19 protein-coding genes are annotated in these 23,049 nt (G+C 63.7%); 8 read left to right on the top strand and 11 right to left on the bottom strand.

All coding sequences use genetic code 11. The features are described from left to right. Positions 1-17: 17 nt before the first annotated feature. Genes AC5Y42_RS11180 through AC5Y42_RS11165 form a run of 4 tightly spaced genes read right to left on the bottom strand, consistent with a single transcriptional unit; the run spans position 18 to position 3,180 of the window. A complete protein-coding gene (locus AC5Y42_RS11180) occupies positions 18-1,196 on the bottom strand; it encodes an acyl-CoA dehydrogenase family protein (protein ID WP_499898080.1) in 1,179 nt (392 codons plus the stop codon). A 19-nt stretch (positions 1,197-1,215) separates the two neighbouring features. Beyond that, positions 1,216-1,650 (bottom strand): SRPBCC family protein, encoded by a 435-nt coding sequence (locus AC5Y42_RS11175; protein WP_499898078.1) that lies wholly within the window; start codon positions 1,648-1,650, stop codon positions 1,216-1,218. A 10-nt stretch (positions 1,651-1,660) separates the two neighbouring features. Beyond that, positions 1,661-2,392 carry a DUF2652 domain-containing protein gene (locus AC5Y42_RS11170; RefSeq protein WP_499898077.1) on the bottom strand — a complete coding sequence of 244 codons (732 nt, stop codon included), beginning with the start codon at positions 2,390-2,392 and terminating at the stop codon, positions 1,661-1,663. A 26-nt stretch (positions 2,393-2,418) separates the two neighbouring features. Next, on the bottom strand, positions 2,419-3,180 hold the full coding sequence (locus AC5Y42_RS11165) for an SDR family oxidoreductase (RefSeq protein WP_499898075.1): 762 nt from the start codon (positions 3,178-3,180) through the stop codon (positions 2,419-2,421). 122 nt (positions 3,181-3,302) lie between these two features. Between AC5Y42_RS11165 and AC5Y42_RS11160 the strand changes: the two genes are divergently transcribed. Both AC5Y42_RS11160 and AC5Y42_RS11155 read left to right on the top strand, forming a co-directional pair. Next, complete coding sequence (locus tag AC5Y42_RS11160) at positions 3,303-4,271, top strand: aldo/keto reductase (RefSeq protein WP_499898074.1); 969 nt, start codon at positions 3,303-3,305, stop codon at positions 4,269-4,271. 6 nt (positions 4,272-4,277) lie between these two features. Then, positions 4,278-4,664 carry a DUF2237 family protein gene (locus AC5Y42_RS11155; RefSeq protein WP_499898072.1) on the top strand — a complete coding sequence of 129 codons (387 nt, stop codon included), beginning with the start codon at positions 4,278-4,280 and terminating at the stop codon, positions 4,662-4,664. A gap of 30 nt (positions 4,665-4,694) precedes the next feature. Here AC5Y42_RS11155 and AC5Y42_RS11150 read toward each other — a convergent pair whose 3' ends face one another. Next, positions 4,695-5,921 carry a type II toxin-antitoxin system HipA family toxin gene (locus AC5Y42_RS11150; protein ID WP_499898071.1) on the bottom strand — a complete coding sequence of 409 codons (1,227 nt, stop codon included), beginning with the start codon at positions 5,919-5,921 and terminating at the stop codon, positions 4,695-4,697. Next, positions 5,918-6,130, bottom strand: a complete 213-nt coding sequence (locus tag AC5Y42_RS11145) for a helix-turn-helix transcriptional regulator (protein WP_499898070.1) — start codon at positions 6,128-6,130, stop codon at positions 5,918-5,920. Before AC5Y42_RS11145 ends, AC5Y42_RS11150 begins: the two co-directional genes overlap by 4 nt. Before the next feature lie 212 nt (positions 6,131-6,342). Between AC5Y42_RS11145 and AC5Y42_RS11140 the strand changes: the two genes are divergently transcribed. After that, entirely contained in the window at positions 6,343-7,467 is a 1,125-nt protein-coding gene (locus tag AC5Y42_RS11140; RefSeq protein WP_499898068.1) for a glycoside hydrolase 5 family protein, read from the top strand. A gap of 413 nt (positions 7,468-7,880) precedes the next feature. On the opposite strand, the gene AC5Y42_RS11135 is transcribed toward AC5Y42_RS11140, so the two are convergent. Both AC5Y42_RS11135 and AC5Y42_RS11130 read right to left on the bottom strand, forming a co-directional pair. Next, entirely contained in the window at positions 7,881-8,291 is a 411-nt protein-coding gene (locus tag AC5Y42_RS11135; RefSeq protein WP_499898066.1) for a type II toxin-antitoxin system VapC family toxin, read from the bottom strand. Then, a complete protein-coding gene (locus AC5Y42_RS11130) occupies positions 8,288-8,566 on the bottom strand; it encodes a type II toxin-antitoxin system Phd/YefM family antitoxin (protein WP_499898064.1) in 279 nt (92 codons plus the stop codon). The genes AC5Y42_RS11135 and AC5Y42_RS11130 overlap by 4 nt, the downstream gene beginning before the upstream one ends. 109 nt (positions 8,567-8,675) lie before the next feature. Between AC5Y42_RS11130 and AC5Y42_RS11125 the strand changes: the two genes are divergently transcribed. Genes AC5Y42_RS11125 through AC5Y42_RS11115 form a run of 3 tightly spaced genes read left to right on the top strand, consistent with a single transcriptional unit; the run spans position 8,676 to position 9,928 of the window. Then, positions 8,676-8,888: an antitoxin MazE family protein gene (locus tag AC5Y42_RS11125; RefSeq protein ID WP_499898063.1), complete on the top strand. Its 213-nt coding sequence runs from the start codon at positions 8,676-8,678 to the stop codon at positions 8,886-8,888. A gap of 2 nt (positions 8,889-8,890) precedes the next feature. Beyond that, the gene (locus AC5Y42_RS11120) at positions 8,891-9,220 is read left to right on the top strand and encodes a type II toxin-antitoxin system PemK/MazF family toxin (RefSeq protein WP_499898062.1); all 330 of its coding nucleotides are present in this window, start codon (positions 8,891-8,893) and stop codon (positions 9,218-9,220) included. 12 nt (positions 9,221-9,232) lie between these two features. Next, positions 9,233-9,928, top strand: a complete 696-nt coding sequence (locus AC5Y42_RS11115; protein WP_499898060.1) for a Type 1 glutamine amidotransferase-like domain-containing protein — start codon at positions 9,233-9,235, stop codon at positions 9,926-9,928. Positions 9,929-10,020: 92 nt separating this feature from the next. On the opposite strand, the gene AC5Y42_RS11110 is transcribed toward AC5Y42_RS11115, so the two are convergent. Continuing rightward, positions 10,021-10,425: a type II toxin-antitoxin system VapC family toxin gene (locus tag AC5Y42_RS11110; protein WP_499898058.1), complete on the bottom strand. Its 405-nt coding sequence runs from the start codon at positions 10,423-10,425 to the stop codon at positions 10,021-10,023. Then, the gene (locus AC5Y42_RS11105; RefSeq protein WP_499898057.1) at positions 10,412-10,657 is read right to left on the bottom strand and encodes a hypothetical protein; all 246 of its coding nucleotides are present in this window, start codon (positions 10,655-10,657) and stop codon (positions 10,412-10,414) included. Before AC5Y42_RS11105 ends, AC5Y42_RS11110 begins: the two co-directional genes overlap by 14 nt. A 308-nt stretch (positions 10,658-10,965) precedes the next feature. On the opposite strand from AC5Y42_RS11105, the gene AC5Y42_RS11100 reads away from it, so the two are divergent. Together AC5Y42_RS11100 and AC5Y42_RS11095 are read left to right on the top strand one after the other, a co-directional pair. Then, positions 10,966-20,889 carry an ATP-binding protein gene (locus AC5Y42_RS11100; RefSeq protein WP_499898146.1) on the top strand — a complete coding sequence of 3,308 codons (9,924 nt, stop codon included), beginning with the start codon at positions 10,966-10,968 and terminating at the stop codon, positions 20,887-20,889. Between the two features lie 87 nt (positions 20,890-20,976). After that, on the top strand, positions 20,977-22,155 hold the full coding sequence (locus AC5Y42_RS11095; protein WP_499898055.1) for an ATP-grasp domain-containing protein: 1,179 nt from the start codon (positions 20,977-20,979) through the stop codon (positions 22,153-22,155). Here the strand turns inward: AC5Y42_RS11095 and AC5Y42_RS11090 are convergent, their stop codons facing one another. Continuing rightward, positions 22,156-23,034, bottom strand: a complete 879-nt coding sequence (locus AC5Y42_RS11090; RefSeq protein ID WP_499898054.1) for an alpha/beta fold hydrolase — start codon at positions 23,032-23,034, stop codon at positions 22,156-22,158. Positions 23,035-23,049: the final 15 nt, after the last annotated feature.

Below are 23,049 nucleotides of genomic sequence, written 5' to 3'. Positions count from 1 at the left end.
TCGTCTACCACGGCTGCTCAGAGACCGAACTGGTCCTCGATGATGCCGAGCCAAATCTGCGCCGCATCGATGGCCACCTTTTCGCTGATAAAGGCGTGCTGAGTTCCGGTGTACATATCGCGAAAAGCGCGTTCGAGACGACTGCCCTCACGGATCGCAGTGGTTCCGGCGGCCAGATGAGCCCATTCGGCGCAGCTGCGGGCCGTATCGGTGGCATAAACGGCGGCCACCCGCATGTCAGCCCGCAGGGCCGGCGTCAGGTCTTCACCGGAAGCGACGGCAGCCTCGGCGGTGCTGAACGCATCAAGTACCAATAGCCGCGCCGCGCGCCAGGCCGCGACATGGTGGGCAAGACCCTTCTGGAAGGTCGGGCGACTGGCCAACGACTCCCCCATATCGCTCATCCGGTATTTCGTGGCCGCCAATTCGGCGACGTCGTCGAGCATGCTCCTGGCCACCCCGAGGGCCCACGACGCGTGACCGGCAGCGGTTACCGACATCAGCCCCATCCGGGTGGCCGGCGAGGAACCGCGGTACGGCTCACGGCGAAACAACGGAAAGGTTCGGCTGCGCGGCACGAACACGTCCTGCGCGCTGTAGTCATAGGATCCAGTTCCCTTGAGTCCCTGCACATGCCAGCCGTCATTGAACGTGATGTGTTCGCGCGGAATGACAGCCACCTGCATATCGGGTATACCGTCGCTGACCCAGCGCATCTCGCCGTTGTCCATCGGGAAAAACCCCGCCGCGATGTATTGCGAATGCCCAATGCCGGAGCCGAAATTCCACGACCCGGTCAACCGGTACCCGCCGTCGACGGCGACACCCTGCCCGTTGGGGAAGAACTGGCCACCCATCGTGACCCGGTTGTCGTGCGCGGTGAACACCTCGGCGAAACCGTCGTCGGGGAGATAGGCGGCGGCCGCGAATGTCGACGGCAGGTTCGCGATGCCGACCCAGCCGAACGAGCCGTCCTGCCAAGCCATTTCGATCCACGCCTCGATCATCTCGGCAAACGACGGTTCGACACCACCGGCCGCGACAGGAGAGAAAGCCGACATCAGGCCGCTGGCCCACATCTCGTCGACGATCGGGGCGGTCAGGGTGCGGTTCCGCTCCGATTCGGCCGCCTCGGCCCGAACGAGCTCGCGCATCCCTTTGGCCAACGCCACGACCTGGCTCGCTGTCGTCGTCATGACTGTGTCCGGTGACCGATTACGCTTCCAGCGCTTTGGCGCAGCCGGCGAGAATCGCCGAGAAGCTCGAGTGCAGCAGCCGACTGCTGACCGGCTCCAGCAACTTGCCGCCCACGTAAGCCGGATGGCTGTAGCGGGTCAGCCAGACGACCTTGGTGCCGCCGCCCTCCGGGGTGAACGTCAGTGTGCCGCCCTCGTGATCGAACGGTGGGACGGAGCGGCGGATGAGATATGAGTAGCTTCGCGGCCGGTCGTAGGCGGTGATCTCTTCGCGGAACCAAGTTCCCAACCCGATCACCCGTCGTACCGCCCCCTCGGCAGGTCCCGACGAGCCTTTCTCCCACTTCGCCCGCAGGACTGGCGGGGCGGCGGTCAAACTGGCCGGGTCGGCCAACCAGTCGAAGACCCGTTCCGGAGGCGCCGCGATCGTGCGCTCGATGCGTAGTTCGGCCATCAGACCTCCTTCAGACTTTCGGCATGTTCGCAGAGCCGCGGCCCAGATTACGGAAGTCCGCGCAGGCTTCCTTGATGCCCAACATGAACGGCAGCGCGCTCAACTCCAACTTCAGCTTCGCTCCCAGCCGGCTGGAAGGGCTGCGCTGGGCCACCGCCACCGGCGCACCCGATGCGGCCAGGTCAATGTAGTGGGTGGACGTTTGTCCAATGCCCTCGAAGTCGTGAATCAGTGGCAGGCAAAGTTGGCGGAACTGCTCGTCGAGGCGCTGTGCCACCACGTCGGTCATCAGTACGTATTCCGCCACTGGCACTTGGTTTTTCAGCATGCGATGTACCAGGATGACGTCGAGCCCGGCGAGCTCGGCGTGGCGCTTCACCTTTTGCTCTGCGACCTCGCCCTCATGGGCGACGAACTTCAGCGACAGGTTGTCCAGCTGCGAGCAGCTCGCACACTCGCAGCTGTGGTCCCGTTTGAGCTTGTCGCGCCGCGCGAAAAACGACTGGCGCATCCGCGTCAGCCGCTCGCACACCAGCATTTTGGCGTCACCATCTGGTGCCCAGAAGAACGCGGCGTCGCCCTCCAGCTTCGCCAGCTTCAGGCCTTTGGCGGCATCGATGACCGCCTCCAGCAGCGTGGCTACCGTGAACTGCGCGTGGACCAGATGCAGCCGGTTCCAATTCATGTAGTTCGTGTACCCGCTGATATCGGCAATGAGGAGAACCGCGCGCCGAATGGCCATGAGATTGGCAGTCTACGCGGTTGCGGCTAACCGGCGCCCGGAAACGCTGCGGCCCCGGCGGGCGCGCCTCTGGCAACCACGACCGGCATCGATGTCGACGCGTCGGCACGCAGGATCGTGTGCACGACGTCGATGAGGTCTTCCACGGGCATCAACTTGCCGGGCATGCAACCGCGCGACATCCAAAGCGGGACGGCCTGCATGGCGAGCTCAGGATCCCAGCCGATGTTCATTCCCGTTTGCGCGTCGCCCTCGCCGCCCGCGCACTCTCCCACGATCAACGTGGTGAAGCCGATGTCTGGATGTTCGGCTCGCCAGGCGTCGACGAGTCGTTCGAGTGCAGCCTTGCTCACGCCATACGCGCCGAGGCCGGGCCAGGGCGGGCCGAAAGTGCCTGCGTCAGAGGACAGATAGACCGCTTTGCCTGCGGAGGCCGTCAAGTGTGGCACCGCGGCCGCCGTCGCCAGCGCCGCGCCGATGACATTGGTCTCGAAGACGCGCCGCCAGGTTTCCGCATCGGTATCGACCATGCGCACGAGCGGCCCCACCGCCGGGGTGTAGATGAGGTTGTCGATGCCGCCCAGCGCGTCGGCAGCATCGCTGATGGCCGAACGGCAGGACGCCTCGTCGGCGACATCGCATTCGATGGCGATCGCGTCCGACCCGGCGTCCTTCGCGGCAGCCTCAAGACGCTCACGACGCCGGGCGAGCAGTGCGACGTGGTTGCCGCGCTGCGCGAGGCCGACACCAATGCAGCGCCCGAGCCCGCTCGATGCGCCGATCACCACTGTCCTTGACATATTCGCCCTTTCTTGTAACGACCCCGATGCAGGCACAGCGTATCTGCCACCGGTCTGAAGAACTCGGTATTGCGTTGGGCGGAGAAGGTCAGGCCAGTACCGTGGGGCGCATGAAATATCTGGACGTCGACGGAATCGGCCGGGTCAGTCGGATCGGGCTGGGCACCTGGCAGTTCGGCTCACGCGAGTGGGGTTACGGCGACCAGTACGCGTCGGGGGCCGCTCACGAGATCGTGCAGCGCGCACTTGGCCTGGGGGTCACGCTGTTCGACACCGCCGAGGTCTACGGGTTCGGCAAAAGCGAGCGCATCCTCGGCGAAGCGCTCGGCGACCAGCGCGCCGAGGTTGCGGTGGCCAGCAAGATCATGCCGGTCGCGCCATTCCCGGCGGTGGTCAAGCAGCGCGAGCGCGCCAGCGCCCGGCGGTTGCAGTTGAAGCGCATCCCGCTCTACCAGATCCATCAGCCCAACCCGGTGGTGCCGGATTCGGTGATCATGCCCGGGATGCGTGACTTGCTCGACAGCGGCGACATCGGCGCGGCCGGTGTCTCCAACTATTCGCTCGCGCGATGGCAGAAGGCTGATGCTGCGCTCGGCCGACCTGTCATCAGCAACCAGGTGCACTTCTCGCTCGCATATCCCCGCCCACTCGACAATTTGGTTCCGTTCGCCGAGCGCGAGAACCGCGTCATCATCGCCTATAGTCCGCTGGCGCAGGGACTGCTGGGCGGCAAGTACGGGGTCGACAACCGGCCGGGTGGTGTTCGTGCGCTCAATCGGCTGTTCGGCACCGAGAATCTGCGCCGCGTCGAACCGCTGCTGCAGACGTTGCGTGCCGTCGCCGCGGAAGTTGACGCCCAGCCGGCGCAGGTGGCGCTGGCTTGGCTGATCAGCCTGCCGGGCGTCGTCGCTATTCCCGGTGCGTCCAGCGTCGAGCAGCTCGAGTTCAACGTGGCCGCCGCCGATATCGAACTTCCGGCGGATTCCCGAGACGCGCTGACCGACGCGGCCCGCTCGTTCCGGCCGGTATCGGCGAGACGCTTTCTCACCGATTCAGTCCGCGAAAAGCTCGGGCGCTGAGAGTCGATGCCTGATCGCAACGTGCTGGGCGGCCCGTTGGAACCATGCGGCAACGACCCTGTCACCGGCTTCTACCGCGACGGCTGCTGCTCGACTGGGCCAGAGGACATCGGCGTCCACACCATCTGCGCGGTCGTGACCACCGAGTTCCTCAAGCACCAACGCTCCATCGGCAATGACCTGCTGACACCGCGACCCGAGTACCGGTTCCCCGGGCTCCTTGCCGGTGACCGGTGGTGTGTCACCGCGCTGAACTGGCTTCGGGCCCACCAGGACGGCTACGCGGCCCCGGTGGTGCTCGCCGCTACCCACGAACGCACTCTGGACATGGTCCCGCTGGAGGTGCTCCGCGAGTATGCCGTGGACGTGCCCGACGACCTGGGCGACTTGTAGGCGCGTCGTTAGGGGGCAAGTAGCCGCGGCCTATTTGAGGCTGCCGATTCTCTTGTGCAGCATTTGTGCAAGGAGTTCGGTTTGGCGATCGTCGAATCCGATGTCGCCGCATCGATCAGGCCAATCCTGCGCGACGTCGATGATTGAATCGATCATCCGCGTTGTGGCGCGTGGTCGCACACCGAGGCGTTCGCCAGCTTCAACGAAATGCGGACGAGCAAGCCGATTTGCACGCCCATATAGGCTCAGCGCCATGGGATCACGCCACCGCATGTAGGGCTGGGTGCACAGCAGGTCATAGGCAGGTGTTGGTTGCCACACGCCGTCGGGATCGTAGATCGACAGATTCTTGCCATGCAGGTCGCCATTGCCGATAACCCAGGAGAATACAACGGTTTTCAACAATTCCAGGGCTGCCGCCGGCTTAGAGCCGCCGCCGCGCGCACATGCTTCGGCAAGAGTACCGATAGCGGTTTCGGCCTTGATGCGGTACTTGGAGGCCGGGTAGATATCGGCGACCTGGCAGGCATCTTCCTGAGCGACGCGCGTCGTTCCATCGCGGTCGAATCGTCTCACCAACAACGCACTGCGCCCGTCAGCGTCGTGCAGCAAAGATGTTGCGGCGACTCGCAATCCAGATGCAGCGGCCATCAGCATAAAAAAGTGCTCATTCTCAACCAACAACGGATATTGCGTGGGATTGAGCTTGAGGATCGCTGGGCCGGAGCGAGTCAGCGTCGGCGTCGACATCATCGCAGCACTCACCTTGGGCTGGACTCCTGCGATTCCGACAGGGTCTGCATCAACCGATCCGACCAATTTATCGAACACGGCATGAAAGTTGGTGTCGTGCTCAGGGTCGAACATCGGCAACGGTCGAACCCGATCAGCACCGGAGGGCACCACCTGTACATTGCCGACCGTGTCGGCGCCGATCGCCAACAGAAGCGTGAGGTGATCATCCGCCGAGGTCTTTGTCGATGAGGTCGCCACACCCAGCCGGACCCCTTCAGGAAGGAGGCCCGCGAAAAACGCTGGAACCGCGCCGCCTGTGGTGACAAAGGGGTACCGGCTCGTGCGCAGCAGTGACCATGACACCGACCGGTCACGCACGCTCGCGTCGCCAACGCGGCGATCGGTAACGTAGTCGAAGCTGACCGTGTCGTGCTGCCCGCGTACCAAGTGAGCAACGAGCTCGTCACCGATATAAACGTCGGCGTCGGCAATCTCGCGTAGGTCAAGCCGTGTTGGTGTCATCGATTGGCCGCTACGCCGACGTCGACATGCATCCCTAGGACGTCGGCAATATCGACGACCGAGCCGAACTTGATCGAGCCGCTCCCCCGCTCCAGCGCCTGGACACTGGAACGGGACACACCCGCGAGGTCGGCCAGCGTCTGTTGGGTGAGTCGTAACGCGATCCGGCGCTCCGCCAACGCTCGGCCTATGCGTGAAATTTCAGGCATAGTCGCCTCAGAACGTGGTTGCGTCCGGCGGGGTCCAGCCACTTTTGCTCCTTATGCTTGAAAATGCATGCATAAACAGCATGAAGCGACAGATACACCGCTGTCAAGTGCTTATGCTTGTACTTCCACGCTTAAGAACTGCATTGTCAGCGCAAACGTCAAGCCGCAGAAAACACCGCCGGCCAGGTCAGCCGGGCAACTATGGTCACTTTGTGAGGCGTCGAACGGTGCTAAAGCTGCCGCTGCTGATGGCGGCAGGCCCGACGCTGACCCGGATGCCCCGCGCTGCCGCAGAGACAACTCCTTGGTCACCGGACCGAGCCAACCGCTGGTATCAAGCACAAGGGTGGCGCGTCGGCACCAACTACATCACCTCCAATGCGATCAACCAGCTCGAGATGTTTCAGGCCGACACCTTCGACCCGCGGCGCATCGATACTGAGCTGGGTTGGGCTCAGTCGCACGGGCTCAACACGGTGCGGGTCTTCCTGCACGATCAGCTCTGGGCCCAGGACGCCCGAGGTTTCCAACGACGTCTGGCGCAGTTTGTGGGCATTGCGGCGCGTCGACGCATCAAGCCACTCTTTGTCTTCTTCGACTCCTGCTGGGATCCCTTCCCCAAACCGGGTCGGCAGCGCGCGCCGACGCCTGGCGTGCACAACTCCGGCTGGGTGCAAAGCCCGGGCGCTGAACACCTCGATGACCTCGATTACCGCCGGACTCTGCGCGACTACGTCACCGGAGTGCTCAACCAGTTCCGTACCGATGATCGCGTGCTGGGTTGGGACCTGTGGAATGAGCCCGACAACCCCGCGCGGGTGTATCGCAAGGTCGAGCGGAAAGACAAGCAGGAGCGAGTCGCCGATCTGCTCGCCCTGGCGTTCGGATGGGCACGATCGGTTGATCCAAGCCAGCCGCTCACCAGCGGCGTGTGGGACGGAGAGTGGGGAGATCCGCAGCGCCGCAGCGAAATAGTCAACATTCAGCTGGACAACTCCGACGTGGTCACATTCCACTGCTATGACAAGCCGAGCGGCTTTGAGGCCAGGATCGCCGAACTTTCCCCGCTGGGCCGGCCGATCCTCTGCACCGAGTACCTGGCCCGGTCGCTCGGCAGCACCGTCGAGGGCGTTTTGCCAATTGCGAAGCGCTGCAACGTAGGTGCGCTCAATTGGGGTTTGTTCGCCGGGAAGACCCAGACGTACTTCCCATGGGATTCCTGGGATCACCCATACAAGACGGTTCCGAAGGTCTGGTTTCACGACCTGGTCCACCCTGATGCACGGCCCTTCCGGGACAGCGAAATCCAAACAATCAACAAACTGAGCAACCTGTAACGCGACGGACTCCACGGTTCGGGTCGAGACCGAGCGCAGAGCCGCTAAACTGGACGCGGTCAATACCGCACGGCTAACGGCTTGAGCGAATGACCTCGCGACCTACGAGAAGTGATGGAGAAACATGAAACGTCGTGTATTCAGCGCCATGCCCGTGGCCACTTTTGCAATCGCGGGCGCTGTGATGCTCACCGCACCGCTTGCCCATGCGCAAACGGATATCGAAAGTAACTGCAGGGGTTCCGGCGGCGACTATACGTCGCAGGAGGTACAACCCCATTGGGGCGCTGCCCCCACTCTCATCGAGACGTGTTGCACCGGGAAGCAATGCACCACATACCGCGACGGCGTGCAGGGTCCCACGTACGGGGGTTAGGCGGCAAGGCGGAAACGCCGACGTCCCATCGGGCTGCTCACTGGGGTGCGCCGGGTGACGCCGTCGCGAGCCCAACGTCGCGGCATCCGTTCAACAAGCGGTGGTCATATGTGACGAAAGCTGTTAATTCCCGTTTGATCTGGGCTGCAGCCGCGAGATGAATTGCGTCGAGCGAGCGCAAAGTGGCCGGGCCGATAGTTTCTGCCACGGCGATCACCGGTTCGGTGAGCGGGAGGATATCGAGGCCATCGAGTAGGTAACGTGCACGCTCGGCTTGGCCCGGTTCCCCATATCGGGCAACGACTCTCATCAACTCGACCCGGCCGATCGAACTCGTCGCCGCGTACTCGCCCTGACCGCTTTGCACGGTAAGCCATGTCTGCAGTTCGGACGTCTCAGGCTCGGCGACGAGCAGCTTGGTCAACGCCGAGGTGTCCATATAGATCACTGCTCCTCGCGCAGCTCGTCGAGGACATCTGACAGATTGCGCTTGCCGACGAGCGCCGGTGCGGCCGTGACGTCGAGAAGGTTCTGCGGACGACGAGCCGGAATCAGAGCGCCTGATTCAATCAGAGCCTCACGAGAACGCTCGGCAACCCGCACAGGGACAAGTCGCGCCACCAATCGGCCGTTATTGGTGACGCCGAGTTCCTCGCCGGCCTCAACCCGGGCAAGGTATCGCGATGCGTGCTGTCGCAGCTCTCGGACTCCGATTGCATCCATGACACCGACGGTAGCACACATTGTGCTACCTGACTGAGGGTTTGCCTTGGCGGGACACGCCCGAAGAAGGCGGCATGCGCCAGCACGCCGTTACATGTAACATTGTCGGATGTCACCTGCCCGCGACCGGGTACGACGGCATCGTGAACGGTTGCGCCAACAAGGCCTCCGGCCCATCCAAATCTGGGTTCCCGATGTGAACGCCCCCGAATTCGCCCGCGAAGCGCACCGCCAATCAGCTCTTGTCGCCGCCAGCGAACACGACCTCGACGATCAAGCCGTCATCGACGCGGTCTCGGCCGACTGGGACGACGACACCTAATTATGCGGCGAGGCGACATCTATACGGCCGCAGCACGCGGCGCCTATAGCGGAAAGCCACGTCCCGTAGTGGTCATCCAAGACGACCGGTTCGACGTAACGGCCTCTATCACCGTCGTCCCTTTCACCACGAGTGACGTTGAGGCGCCACTCCTTCGAATTCCCGTGCAACCATCCGACACCACCGGCTTGTCCGTGCCAAGCCGGATGATGATCGACAAAGTGACAACGGTCTCCCGCACCAGTCTGACCAGCCAGGTCGGTCGACTCTCAGATGGAGACATTATTCGGCTCAACCGTGCGCTACTGGTATTCCTCGGACTCGCAGCCTGAGAAGCTGAGCCTGTGCCACAACTCCAACCGCTCTATCTGCTGGCGGACAGTCAGCTGCTGTTCTGGGAGTCGCAGGACCGTCTGCTCCTCGAAACCGCCGTCGATGGACTGGCTCGGGATACTCCACTCAGCGCCGCGTACATTGGCGCCTCCAATGGAGATAATCCCGAGTTCTACGGCATCTTCGAGGCCGCGGTGGACGCGATCGGAATCACCGACCGTCGCATGATCATGTCGTCATTCGGCCCGGATGACCGCGCCTTCTTGGCGCGTGCCCAGTTGATCGTCCTCGCGGGTGGCGACGTTCGCCTCGGCTGGGACACGTTCGAGAGAACCGGGATGAAGGATGTGATCCTGGATCGGTATGCCAAAGGGGCAGTCCTGTTTGGTGTTTCAGCCGGCGCGGTCCAGCTCGGGCGCTATGGGGTCGTCGAGACCCCGAAATCCCCCACAATTGAGCTGCGCGAGTTCTTCAAGCTCGTCCCCCTGGTCATTGACACGCACGACGAGCGAGCCGAATGGGCGCGACTGTCGCGCACGATTCAGTTGTTGGAGGGCGCGGTCACCGGGCTCGGAATCCCCTCCGGTGGCGGCGTCATCGTGCATCCGGATGCCACCATCGAGCCGCTGCGGCGTCCGGCACACGAATTCCGTTTCGAGGACAATCAGGTCACGCAAGCACTGTTGTATGCCGAAGAAGACGATTGACTGATTCAACCGGTTCGTAAGCCCGCGGATCGAACCCGCGCTGACTCGAATGTCTTGCGCCGCTTTCTGTTTTCCGGTGCGCCACAGGGAAATTATTCATTCAATGACCGGATTACCTCGATCCGGCACTGCGGTCCGTTCGCGCTCGCAAGCCGCGCATCGAGCGTGAGCAGTGTCGCATCCAGCGCCTCAGCGAGCACCACATAGAACGCGTCCCATCCGCGTACGGAATCTCGCAACTGCCAAACGCGGTCCAGCATCCACTGGTGGCCATATCTTTCACCAGGCCAGTCGCGCAAGTCCGTCACCGCTTGGCCGGCAGCTGTGCCATCCAGCCGACCACGGAGATACTGCGCACGAATTACGCCCAGTACCTCGACGTCGATTATCGCGGGAGCGGCCTGGTCGGAGTCAGCGTTCAGCCGGCGGGCGACTTCCGCTGAGCGCGATGTATCCGCGACGACTTCGAATAGACAAGATGCGTCAACGACGATCATCGAGCCACTCGCCACGCCACGTGTCAAGGTCGGCCAGCACCTCAGAGGTAGCTATGTCAGACGGTCGGCGGCCGGTGCGACGCAGCCATTCGGCGATCGAAGGTCGAGTAGCCAGACGAGCAGCTTCACGCCGCAGCAGTTCGGGAACGGTGATGCCGTCTTCTCCGGCTCGTCGAGCCAGCCCGGCGTAGACGTCATCATCGAGGTCGCGAATCTGCACCGACTTAGGCATATTTACATCATAACGTGCAAACTGCATGTTATTGACCACGCTTGCAGCGCACTGTTGATGTACGAGGGAGATGGGCTACCCAAGCGCCCGTCGGACATCCCCGACGAGTATCGGCATACTCCAACGCCCGTACCGCCAACGGCGAAGCGTGAGCAGCGCGTGGTCAACGAGCCCCGTCGGTACGCAGACCCATTTGACTAACACTCGCGGCCAACGGCTCCACCGGGCCCAGCGCGACTGCTTTACTCGGCCTTGACCGCGTGTTGAATCGCCCCACCGACGATCAGGACGTGAGTACGCTTCAAGCCGTGGAACTGGGGGTTTTGGGACCTCTCCAGGTCCGGCAGGGCGGCGCGTCCGTCCCAATCCCGGGCGCGAAACCGCGCGCCATCCTCACGATGCTCGGGCTCCACGGCGGTTCGGTCGTGCCCGCCGAAACGCTGATTGAACTTCTCTGGGGCGACGATCCCCCGCGCACCGCCGCCAAGGCCCTGCAAACCCACATCTCCTCGCTGCGCCGCACATTGGGCGACGGGTTCGTCTTGACGGAGGGTATGGGCTGGACCCTCAGCACGACCGCGGTGGATGCCTCGCGTTACAAACTGGCCACCAAAACGGGCCGCGACGCTGCGGCCGTCGGCGACATTACTCAAGCCGTGGCCCGCTTCGAGGAGGCGCTGACCCTTTGGCGCGGAATCCCCGAACTGCCCGACTCGCACCGGGGGTTGTCCGAGAAGACGCGCTGGATCGAGAGCCACGCCGCACTGGTCGAGGACCGGGCCGATGCGCTGCTCGCGACGGGCCGGGCTGCCGAGATCGTCGGCGAACTCGAAGCCGCGGTGGCCGATGCTCCGCTGCGCGAAAGACGCTGGGGCCAATTGATGCTCGCGCTCTACCGCGCCGGCAGACAGGGTGAAGCGCTGGCCGCGTACCAACGCGCACGGTCGCTGCTGGCCGATGAGCTCGGTGTCGACCCAGGGCCCGAACTTCGTCGGCTGGAGGCCGCAATCGTCGCCCAGGACGCGGCGCTGGATACCCCTGTCGCACAACAGCTTCAGTCGGTGATGCGAGCAGTCACGTTTCTGCTCACCGATATCGAGGGTTCAACCGCCGCTTGGGAGACTGACGCCGACGCCATGGCGGCGGCCCTGGCCCGGCACGACGAGCTCGTCGAGCAGGTCGTCACGTCCCGCGGCGGACGGCTGATCAAGACACGAGGCGAGGGTGATGCGACGTTCTCGGTCTTCGAGCGGCCATCGACGGCAGCCGCCGCCGCCATCGAACTGCAAGACGCGATCACCCGCGAGCCGTGGGCATTGCTAGAGCCCATGCGTATCCGCGTGGCACTGCACACCGGCGAGGCCGAGCTCCGCGACGGCGACTACTTCGGCCGGGCGGTCAACCGTGCCGCACGCCTGCGGTCGCTGGCTAATGGTGACCAGATCCTGTGCTCCGGTGCGACCGCCGAACTCGTCATCGACTCACTGCCCGACGACGTTGTACTCGCCGACCTTGGGATGCGCCAGCTGCGCAACCTGGCGCGTCCCGAGCACGTGTTCGAGCTCCGGCTGGAGACGGCCGAGCGACCCCAAGAGACCAGCGAAGCTCCCATCGAGCGGCCCGACCTTCCCGCGATATTGACCGGACCTGGGCCGTTCGTGGGGCGCGGCCACGAAATCGAACGACTTCTGTCGGCGTGGCAGACCGCGCTTGCCGGGAGCACGCGGGCGGTGCTGATTGCCGGCGAACCCGGCGTCGGCAAGACCCGCCTTGCCGGCGAATGGTCGCGACAGGCCTACCAGCAGGGAGCAGTCGTGCTGTACGGGCGTTGCGACGAGGATCTCGGCGCGCCCTACCAACCGTTCGCCGAAGCGCTGCGTTCGCTCGTGCCCTGCCTCGGCGCCAGTCGGCTGCGAGGACTGCGCGGCGTGGAAGCGCTGCTTCCCCTGGCGCCTGGGCTGACCGATGTCATACCCGACCTGGCAGCGCCGACCCGCGCGGACCCGGACACCGAACGGTATGCGCTTTTCGACGCGGTCGTCGCCCTGTTGCAGCTCGTCTCCACGAGCGCGCCGGTCGTCCTGATTCTCGACGACCTGCACTGGGCAGCCAAGCCCACACTGCTGTTATTGCGGCATCTCCTGCGCTTCGGTGATCAGGCTCGCGTCCAAATCGTCGGGACGTACCGCAGCACCGACCTCGACCGCTCCCATCCCCTGGCTGCGATGCTCGCCGACCTGCACCGTGACGGCACCGCCAACCGCCTACAGCTCAGCGGTCTCGACGAGGACGATGTGAGCGCCTACGTCGCCGAGGCCGGCTACGACGACGAAGAACTCGCCCGGGCATTGGCGTCCGTCACTGGCGGCAACCCGTTCTTCCTCATCGAGGCGCTGCGGCATGTGGACGAAAGTGGCGGCGTGTGGGACCCGAGCACCTTGCCGCAGGGCGTCCGTGAAGCCGTGAGCCGCAGACTATCCCGCCTTCCGGTCGAAACGAACAAGGCCCTTGCCGCAGCCGCGGTCGTCGGCAGCCGATTCGCGCTGGACCTCGTGGAGCGAGTGGTCGAGCAGGATCTCGTCGACGCCTTCGACGAGGCGTGCCAGGCCGGCATCGTCATCGAAGAGCCCGGCGGTCGATACCGATTCAACCACGCCATCGTCCGGCAGTCGCTGCTTGCTGAGCTGGCGTCCGTGCGTCGCATGCGGCTGCACCAACGCATCGCCACGACACTGGAGAACGAGCCCGGCGCCGACGACGAGCTGCTGGGTGAACTGGCCCATCACTACTTCGAATGCGCGTGGGCGGGAAACGCGGCCAAGGCCGTCCTCTACTGCCGACGTGCCGCCGACCAGGCGATGGCCCGGCTCGGCTACGAGGGCGCCGCCGATCTCTATGATCACGCGCTGCACGCTCTGGAAGAGATCGACGAGGAGCTGCCCGACCGCGACGAGCAGACCGCCGAGCTCCTCATCGCGCGCTGCGAGGCGCTGCTAGCCGCAGGCGATGTGGCATCGGCGGCGGGTGCTGTCGCGCAATTGCAAGAAGCCACAGTCGATTCCGAGCGGTTAGCGGCATGGGCGACGTGCTTCGACGGCCAGCTGTCGATGCTGATTCACCCCGAGCGATTGGACGAGGTAGCGACCGCGGTAGGTGCGGCCGCCGAGAAATTGGCCGAGTTGGGCGACGCGGCCGGAGAAGCTCAGGCGCACACCGTCCGCGCCGGGTGTCTCGCCCGCCTGGGGAGAGTCGGCGACTGCGAAATCGCCCTGGACGAAGCGCTTACCGCGGCCCGGCGTGCGCGTGAACACCGCCGGGTGAACGCGGTGCTGGCGGGTGCGCCGCTCGCCGCGCTGTGGGGCCCCAACCCGGTTCCGCGGGCAGGCGGCCGGTGTCTGGACGTGGTACGGCTGCTGCGAATCACGACCGACTCGCCTGCGGTCGAGGCGACATCGACCCGGTGTCAGGCCGTGCTGGAGGCTTTTCGGGGCCGCGCCGAAGCAGCTCGACGAATGATCGACTCAGCCCGGCGCACGGTCACCGAACTGGGACTTCGTCATGCTCTTCTCGAAGTTGAGCAATTTGCCGGAATTGTCGAATTGGTCGTCGACGATCCTGCCGCGGCCGAACCGCACCTGCGCAAGGCCTACAACGGATTTCGTCGCATGGGACTGGACGCCGATACCGCCGAGACTGCGGCCCTGCTGGGTCGTACCTGCCTCGTGCTCGGGCGGGATGCCGAGGCTGACGAATTGTGTTCGGAAAGTGAGCGTCTGGCCGGGCACGCTCTGAAGGCATCGATCTCCTGGCGCACGCTTCGAGCGCAGTTACTGTCACGTCGCAGTGATCATGACGGGGCTCGACGGCTCGCGGAGGCTGCTGTCGGGCTGGCCGAGCGCACCGACGCGTTGGCCGATCACGGGGACGCCTGCCTAACGCTGGCAACGATTTTGGGAGCTGCGGGCGACGCTGCAGGCTCGCGAGCTGCCGCCGAGCGGGCGGCTGAACTGTATGAGCGGAAAGGAGCTGCGGCACTTGCTGAGAAGGCACGGCTAGTTCTCGGAGAACGCATCTCGCAGCCCGTCCCTGCGCCACTCGAAGCGCCCGTTGTAGAGCTCGACAATGCATGCGCACGTGTGGGCCAACGCGTCATAGCTGCTATTCATAGCGAGGCCTGGGATGCGCTCAAGGAGTTGTATGCACCTGAGGGCCTCGTCGAGAGTCGTCGGAAGATCGTAGGCTTCACGACCGACCTGCCACCGGCGGACTGGGCACATCAAAGCAGGCGAGCTGTTGAGACGGGCGCGGTCCGGTTCGACCAAGTCGTTATCGCCGTGCGAGGCGAGCGCCGGGCGCTGACTCGAGTGGTGGTAGGCAGTGCCGACGTGAGTACTGGAGCGCCGCGCGACGAATTCCTCTCGCTACTCGGCATCGACGAGGATGGGCGAATCTGCCTACAGGTGTGGTTCGACGTCGAAGACATGGACGCCGCGCTCGCGGAACTCGACGCCGCCTACGCCCGGTTCCGGGAAGAAGGCCCGCCAGAGCGGCGGCTCAACGATAACGCCTTAAGCCGAGCAGCAGAGCGCTTTTCGTCGTGCTACGCAGCCCGCGACTGGGACGCCATGGCGGATGTGCTTGCCGAGGACCTGATTGTCGACGATCGCAGGCGAACGGTGAACGCGGGAATTCGGCACGGCCGGGATGCCGAAATCGAAGACTTGCGCATGTCCGTCGAGGTCGGGTTCACGACCATGACCTCGATCGTCATAGCGACCCGCGGAGAGCACCTCTCCCTCAATCAATTTTCGGTTCACGCTCGGCAGCCAGAAGAGTTGGGAGTCGAAGCCCTTCATGTCGTCGAGTTCGACTCTGATGGGAGGATCGCGGCGCTGGTCATATTCGACGTCGACGACTTCGACACCGCCATCACCGAACTCGACGCCCGCTACCTGACCGGCGAGGCGGCCGCCTATTCACACTCTTGGTCAGTCGTAGCGCAGACGTACGCTGCAGCGAACAGGCAACAACTCCGATTGACACCCGACTGCGTGAGCATCGACCACCGACAAGCGAGAGCGTTCGCGCCCGGTGAATTCACTGAATACATGCACGCCACGTGGGGCCTCGCACCAAACGTCAAGGGCTACGTCGAGACCGTGCATCGGTTGAGCAACATCGGCGCTGTCGTGACTCACGTGGTCCGTGGAAGCTCGCACGAGGGCTTCGACGCCGAATGGCGGGAGGTCATCCTCGGGACATTCGACGGTGAACTGATCAGCCGCTGCGAGCTGTTCGACGAATCGGACGTCGACACCGCGCTCGCCCGCTTCGACGAACTGTGTCGATCGGCGCCGCGATTGGAAAATGCGGCAAGCCAAGTGAGCGAGCGCTTTCTGGCGCACTTCGCGGCCCACGAGTGGGACGCCATGGCCGAGATATTGGCCCGCGACTATTACCTCGACGATCACCGAAGCGTGGTGAACGCCGGAATCCGGCACGGTCGAGAAGCGGCTATTGCAAACATGCGCGCTGTCGCCGACCTCGGCATCACGAACGTCACTGTGACCGCAATTGCGACGCGCGGGGAGCGGCTCGTCCTCACCCGCAGTATCTTTTCATTCCGGGATCAAGGCCCCGAGGCCTTCGTCGCCGAGCAACTCGACATCGGGGAAATCAACTCAGATGGGCGAGTCGTGGCGAACGTCTCGTTCGACGGCGACGACGTCAACGCCGCCTTCGCTGAACTCGAGGCGCGCTACCTCGCTGGTGAGACTGCCGTCCATGCGCACACCTGGTCGCTCGTAGCGGCCAGCTACGCCGCGCTCAACCGTCACGAGCTCCCTGCAACCACGCCAGACTGGGTGACCATCGACCACCGACAGGAGACCGCGTTCGGGCCCGGTGACGTGACCGCATACATCCAAGCCGGGTGGGACGTCGAGCAAGACATCAATATTTACGTCGAGCAAGTGCATCGGCTGAGCAACATGGGAGCAGTCGCCACATATGCGGCGCAGGAGACTGCGCAGGAGGGCTTGCAGGCTGAGTGGCGCGGGATCGCGGTTTTCACGGTCGACGGCGACATGATCAACCGCACAGAGGTCTTCGATGAAGCAGACCTCGATGCCGCGCTCGCGAGGTTCGACCAACTCAGCCGGCCGACACCGTGGCTGGAAAACACCGCAACGCGAGTGTGGGAGAGCATTTTTTCGTATGTTGCGGACGACGACTGGGAGGCCGTGGCTCGAATATCGGCCGAGAACGTCGTCGTCGACGATCGCCGGCGGGTGGTCAACGCCGGAACCCTGCATGGTCGAGATGCCAACATCAAAGATGCACAGGCGACCGTCGGTGTCGGTTTCACGATGGCGATGGTGGGCACCTTGGCAACCCGCGGCGGGCGCCTCGCCCTGACACGAGTTCGCGTGTCGGGCCGCGACCCCGAGGCGATCCAAAACGATGCACTTAGCATCGTCGAGGTCGACGTCAGCGAGCGGATCACGGCGGCGGTCGTGTTCGACCTCGACGACTTCGATTCGGCCATTGAAGAGCTCGACGTCCGCTACCTCGCCGGCGAAGCGGCGCCCCACGCGCAGACGTGGTCGCTCATCATGCAGGGCTTCGCTGCGCTCAACCGGCGCGAGCTTTTCCGAACGACCCCAGATTGGGTGAACATTGATCATCGGCCGGCGACGTCAATTGCATCCGGGGATATATCTACATTGCTCAGTGCTGCATGGGTTTTCACGTCTAATCTAAGCTACTTCATCGACACCGTGCATGGACTGGACGACCTCGGAGCGGTCTTCACACACATGGCGCATGAGACCGCCCAAGACGGCTTCCACGCCGAGTGGCGAGCGATCAGCGTGATCACGTTCGAAGGCGACCTGGTCAACCATTGCGAGGTTTTCGACGAAGCCGACTTGGATGCCGCGATCGCGCGATTTGAGGAATTGCAACCGCGGCCGCGGCGGTTGGAAAACGCGGCAAGTCTGCTGTACGAGCGATTCAAGATGTGCTACGCGGCTCGCGACTGGCGAGCAGTAACGGAAATGCTGGCAGAGAACGTATTGAGCGAGGACCGTCGTCGGGTGGTCAATTCCGGCCTCCGGCAGGGCGCAGACGCAGTGATCGCAGAAATCTCGGGACTGGCCGAGTTCGGGATCGACTTGGCGTCGGAGGTAGTTGCGACCCGTGGCGAGCGTCTTGCCCTCAACCGCATCCGAACCTGGGACCGTGATCAAGGCCCCGATGGGTTCGAAACAGTCGTATTCGACGTCGTCGAGATCGACGGCGATGGACGGTACGACGCACGCATCGTATTTGACCTCGACGACATTGACGCCGTCTTTGAGGAGCTCGACGTCCGCTACCTCGCCGGTGAAGCTGCCGCCCACGCGCAGACTTGGTCCGTCATGACACGGGCTTACGCCGCCCTTAACCGGCGGGGACTCCCAGCAACCACGCCGGACTGGGTAAACGTCGACCACCGCCCGGGGGCAGCCTTCGCGCCCGGCGAGATGACCGCATACATCTCTGCAGCGTGGGCCGACCTCGAACGGGATCTGTGTGTCCACATCGAGGCTGTGCACCGGCTGAGCGAGTTCGGAGCAGTCTTGACACAGGTGCTGAAAGGGACCACACAGGACGGCTTCGAGGCCGAGTGGCGGACGATCAACCTCTTTGGGGTCGACGGCGAACTGATCAATCGCTGTGAGCTATTCGACGACGCAGACCTCGATGCGGCGCTCGCGCGCTTCGATGAACTGAGCGCCCAGGCCTCGCCTCTGAAGAATGCGGCATGCCAAGCGACCGAGCGCTTTTTGATCCACTTTGCGGAACGTGAGTGGGAAGCCATGCCCCAGTTGCTGACCGAGTGCAGTTTCACGGACGACCGTCGTCCGGTCGTAGGCGTCGGGATACGACGCGGCCGAGAAGTCATCGTCGCGGACTGGCGCGCTGTCGCTGACGTCGGGACGAAGAACGTGACGTTGACAGTGATTGCGACCCGCGGAGATCGCCTGGTACTTGCTCGTCTCCGCTTCGGCGGACAAGCCCAGCAGTCTGAAGCGTTCCACGCCGATGTGCTGGGCATTGTCGAGATCAATGCCGAAAACCAGATCGCCGCGTGCATGATGTTCGACCTCGACGACGCAGACGCGGCTTTCGTCGAGCTTGATCGTCGCTACCTCGCTGGCGAAGCAGCCGCCCACGCGCGGACCTGGTCGGTAATCTCGAGTTCATATGCCGCGATGAGCCGCCGCGAGCTTCCCCGGACGACGCACGATTACGCGAACATCGACCACCGGCGATTCCCGATGGAGCCTGGCGCCTTTAACACGTCTCTCAATGCTCAGTGGAAACTCCTGCCGAACTTCAACTTGCGCATCGAGTCAGTCCATCTGCTTACCGACCTTGGAGTGGTCTTTACCCAAGCGGCGGAAGGTACATCGCGAGAAGGATTTGACGCCGAATGGCGATGCACGCTGGTTATGACCGTCGAAGGCGAACTGCTCAACCGCTGTGAAATCTTCGACGAGGCAGACCTTGACGGAGCGCTGGCCCGCTTCGAAGAACTGCATTCGCAGGCCGTGTGGCCGAGGAACGCGGCAAGCCGAGTGGTTGAGCTTGTGTTCACGTACTTCGCGGCCCGCGACTGGGCCGCCATGGCGAAGCTAGTGGCCGAAGACATTTGCTCCGACGATCGTCGTTCGGTGGTCAATGCCGGAATCCGTCACGGTCGGGATGCCGAAATTGCCGATATGCAGGCAATCGCCGACGTCGGCGTCACGCAGGTAGTACCGACCGTGATCGCAACGCGCGGTGAGCATCTGACCCTCTGTCATGTGCTCCTCCCGGTTGAAGATCAAGGGGCCGGGTCGTTCCGCAACGAGGCGCTCTGCTTGGCCGAGATCGACGCCGACAACCGGGTCGTGGCCCGCCTCTTGTTCGATCTGGACGACTTCGACGCAGCCATCAAAGAACTCGACGACCGCTACTTCGCCGGCGAAGCAGCCGCCCACTCACACACATGGTCGGTCATTGCGCGGTCCTATTACGAGACCAATCGACGCGAACTTCCCGGCATGACACCGAATTCGGTTTTCGTGGATCATCGACCGGGCGTGACAACCGAGGCGGAAGATCTGGCCGCGTATCTCCCTGGCCTGTGGGACCTCATGCCGGACATGGGCGTCTACATCGAGTCGGTGCATGGGTTGAGCGATGTGGGAGCGGTCGTCATCCAGGCTACGCGAGGGACGTCGCGGGAGGGCTTTGACGCCGAGTGGCGGGCAATCGCCGTGAGCGTACTCGAAGGCGACCTCTACAGCCGCGTCGAAGCCTTCGACGAGGCGGATCTCGATGTCGCGCTCGCCCGCTTTGACGAACTGCAAAGACAGAAACGGCATTTGGAGAATGCGGCAAGCCGGGCAAATCACCGCTTGTTTGCCTATTCTGCGGTCGGCAATTGGGCGGCGATACCCAAGATCTTGGCCGACGACAGTTTCGTCGACGATCGCCGTCGCGTGGTGAACGTCGGGTTCTGGGGCGGCCGCGATATCGTGATAGCAAACATGCGAGCCTTGGCCGACGGCCTCGCGAACGTAATCTTGACCGTCATTGCGACCCGCGGGGAGCGCCTCGCCCTGACTCGCATCTGTTCCTTGAACCGCGACCCGCGCGATGGGGACTTCGGCGTCGAGATGCTCGGCATCGTCGAGATCGACGCCGACGAGCGGATCGCCGGCTACGTCTTCTTCAACCCCGACGACATCGACGCCGCCTTCGGCGAACTCGATCGTCGCTACCTCGCCGGCGAAGCGGCCCCCCACTCGCGCACCTGGTCGGTCGTGACTAGGGACTACGCGGCGATCAACCGACATGAGGTACCCACGACAACGCCGGATTGGGTGAACATCGACCATCGGCGCGGGATAGCTTTTGCGCCCGGCGAATTCTTTCAATACCTGCGTGCCACTTTTGACGTCTCGCCAGACATCAAGATTTACATCGAGGCGATACACCGGCTGAGCGGTCTCGGAATCGTGTTCACGCACGCGGCATATGGGACCTCCCAAGAGGGCTTCGACGCCGAGTGGCGAGAGACCGCAATCCTGACCGTCGACGCCGACCTGGTCAACCGTTGCGAGATGTTCGACGAATCAGACGTCGAGGCCGCTCTCGCTCGCTTTGAGGAACTCAACCCGGCCGCGAGCTCTGTCTGACGGTTTGATCCTGCGGCCACAAGGTCGCCTCCCCGCCAGTAGGTTGAGTGGGGCTACCGTGCCGCGGCTGTTCCAAGGGGAGGTTCGATGTCCGGCGATAGTGGAAAAACCGTGCTGATCACCTTCGGCCGGTCGTTTCTGTCGCTCCATCTGGCCCGCTTGATGGCCGCCGCCGGACACACGGTGCTGACCGCCGACTCGGTGCCGTTTCCCATCACCCGGTTTTCCTCTGCCGCTACCGAAACATTCCGCTTGCCGCGTCCCACCTTCGAACCGGTCGAGTGGACGCAAGCTGTCGCCAGGATCGCCCGCGAAAGGGCGGTCGACCTGATCATCCCGATCCACGAGGGAACCGCCATCCTGGCAAACACCATCAAGCGATACCCCGACCTCTTCCCCGACGGCTGCAAGCTGTTCTTTGCCGACTTCGAACTCGAGACCCAGCTCGAGAACAAGTACGAGTTTCAGGCCGCGCTGAAGTACCTCGGGTTCCCCACACTCGACTTCACGCGGGTCGGTAGCCAAGAAGTACTCGAGGCGCTGGATTTCGACCAGCCCTTCGCGCTCAAGCCGGTCTATTCGCGTGGCTCACAAAACATCCACAAGGTGTGCCCGGGACACCTTCCGCGCGGCCTGAGTTTCGACGCGCGCAATCCGTGGATCGCGCAAGTGTGGGCCGACGGCACGAACTATTGCTCGTATTCCGTTTGCCACAACGGTCAGATCAAAGCGCACGCCACATACCCGGTGCGCTACGCGATCGACGGCACGTCGTGCCTGACGTTCGAATCTGTCCAGCACGACGGCATCGCTGCATGGGTACGCGAATGCGTCAAAGCGTTCAATTTCACCGGGCAAATGGGCTTGGATTTCATCGAGGTGCCAGGCGGGGAGCTCTTCGCCATCGAATGTAATCCGCGGGCAACCAGCGGAATACTGCTGTTCGATCCCGAAACACGAGTCGACAGAGCATTCTTCGGCGTCAACGAAGAGGTGATCGTGCCCGAGCACGGCGCGAGCAAGATGCTCGGTCCGGGGATGCTGATGTACGGCTGGCGAAAGTCGGCGTTGAAGGACAACACTTTCCGCGGATTTCTGCGTGACTACCGACGTACCGACGGTGTCATTTTCACCCGCCGCGATCCTGGGCCGAGTGTGGCGCTGCCGCTCGCCATGGGAAACATTCTTGCCGAGGCTGCCCGCTATCGTGTGAGCATCCCGGAGGCGTTCTTGCACGACCACGACTGGGATGGCGGGCCGGGGTGATCAGGTACCGCGATGCGCGCAGCAGAATTTGATGATCCTGGCGACGCTGTCGCCGGGTCCGGTGAAGATGCCGCCGTGGCCTGCGCCGTCGATCTGTACAAACTCGGCGGCGGGGATCAAGCGAGCCGTCGCCTCACAGAGAGCCGGCGGAAAGAACAGGTCGTGTTCGAACGCCAGGACAAGCGTGGGCACGTCAATCGCACGGAGATGTTCCGAAGCCGGTTCGCCGGCGGTGATCCACTGCTGTGACGCCGTCAGCTGACCCTTGAACCCTTCAGGTCCGGCCCACCCACTGTCGTAGCCCGCCGACAAGACTTGCTGCCAGCCCTGCACCGTCGCCGGATCTTGCAGCATCGGCGAGTGGAGGGTGGTCAGCAATTGTTCGAAGACCAATACCTCACGCGGCACCTCGCCGTAGCGCTCGATCAGGCCGAGTTCCATCTCCCCCACCATCGCCCCGATTGGCGACGGCTGAAGTCCGGCAAACAAGACCAGCGCACCCACCAACTCGGGTCGGCTACGCAGCAGCATCTGCGCGGTATAACAACCCATCGAATAGCCGACGACCGCGGCTCGCCGGATCTGGAAATGGTCGAGTATGGCGGCGGCGTCGCCGGCCAGGTCGGCCACTGAATACGGCGCGGCCGGCGCCGAGGACGGTGACATTCCGCGCGCGTTGTAGGCGATGACCTGGAATCCCGCGTCGACCAGGGACTGGGGAAGCCCGCAAATCTCCCAGGTGATGCTCGGCATACCGAGGCCGCCGACCAGAAGCACGGTCGGGCCTCGGCCGGACCGTTGCACCGCGAGTTCGACGCCGTGCTCCGCGACGACGAACTCGAACCCGTCGTAGCGCGTCGCGCCGGTGGCATCGCTCATTAGTGCAACTGTAGT

The organism is Mycobacterium sp. NGS48, from assembly GCF_059812585.1.
Note: the sequence above shows the minus strand (reverse complement) of the source record. Positions and strands in the feature narration are given on the sequence as shown.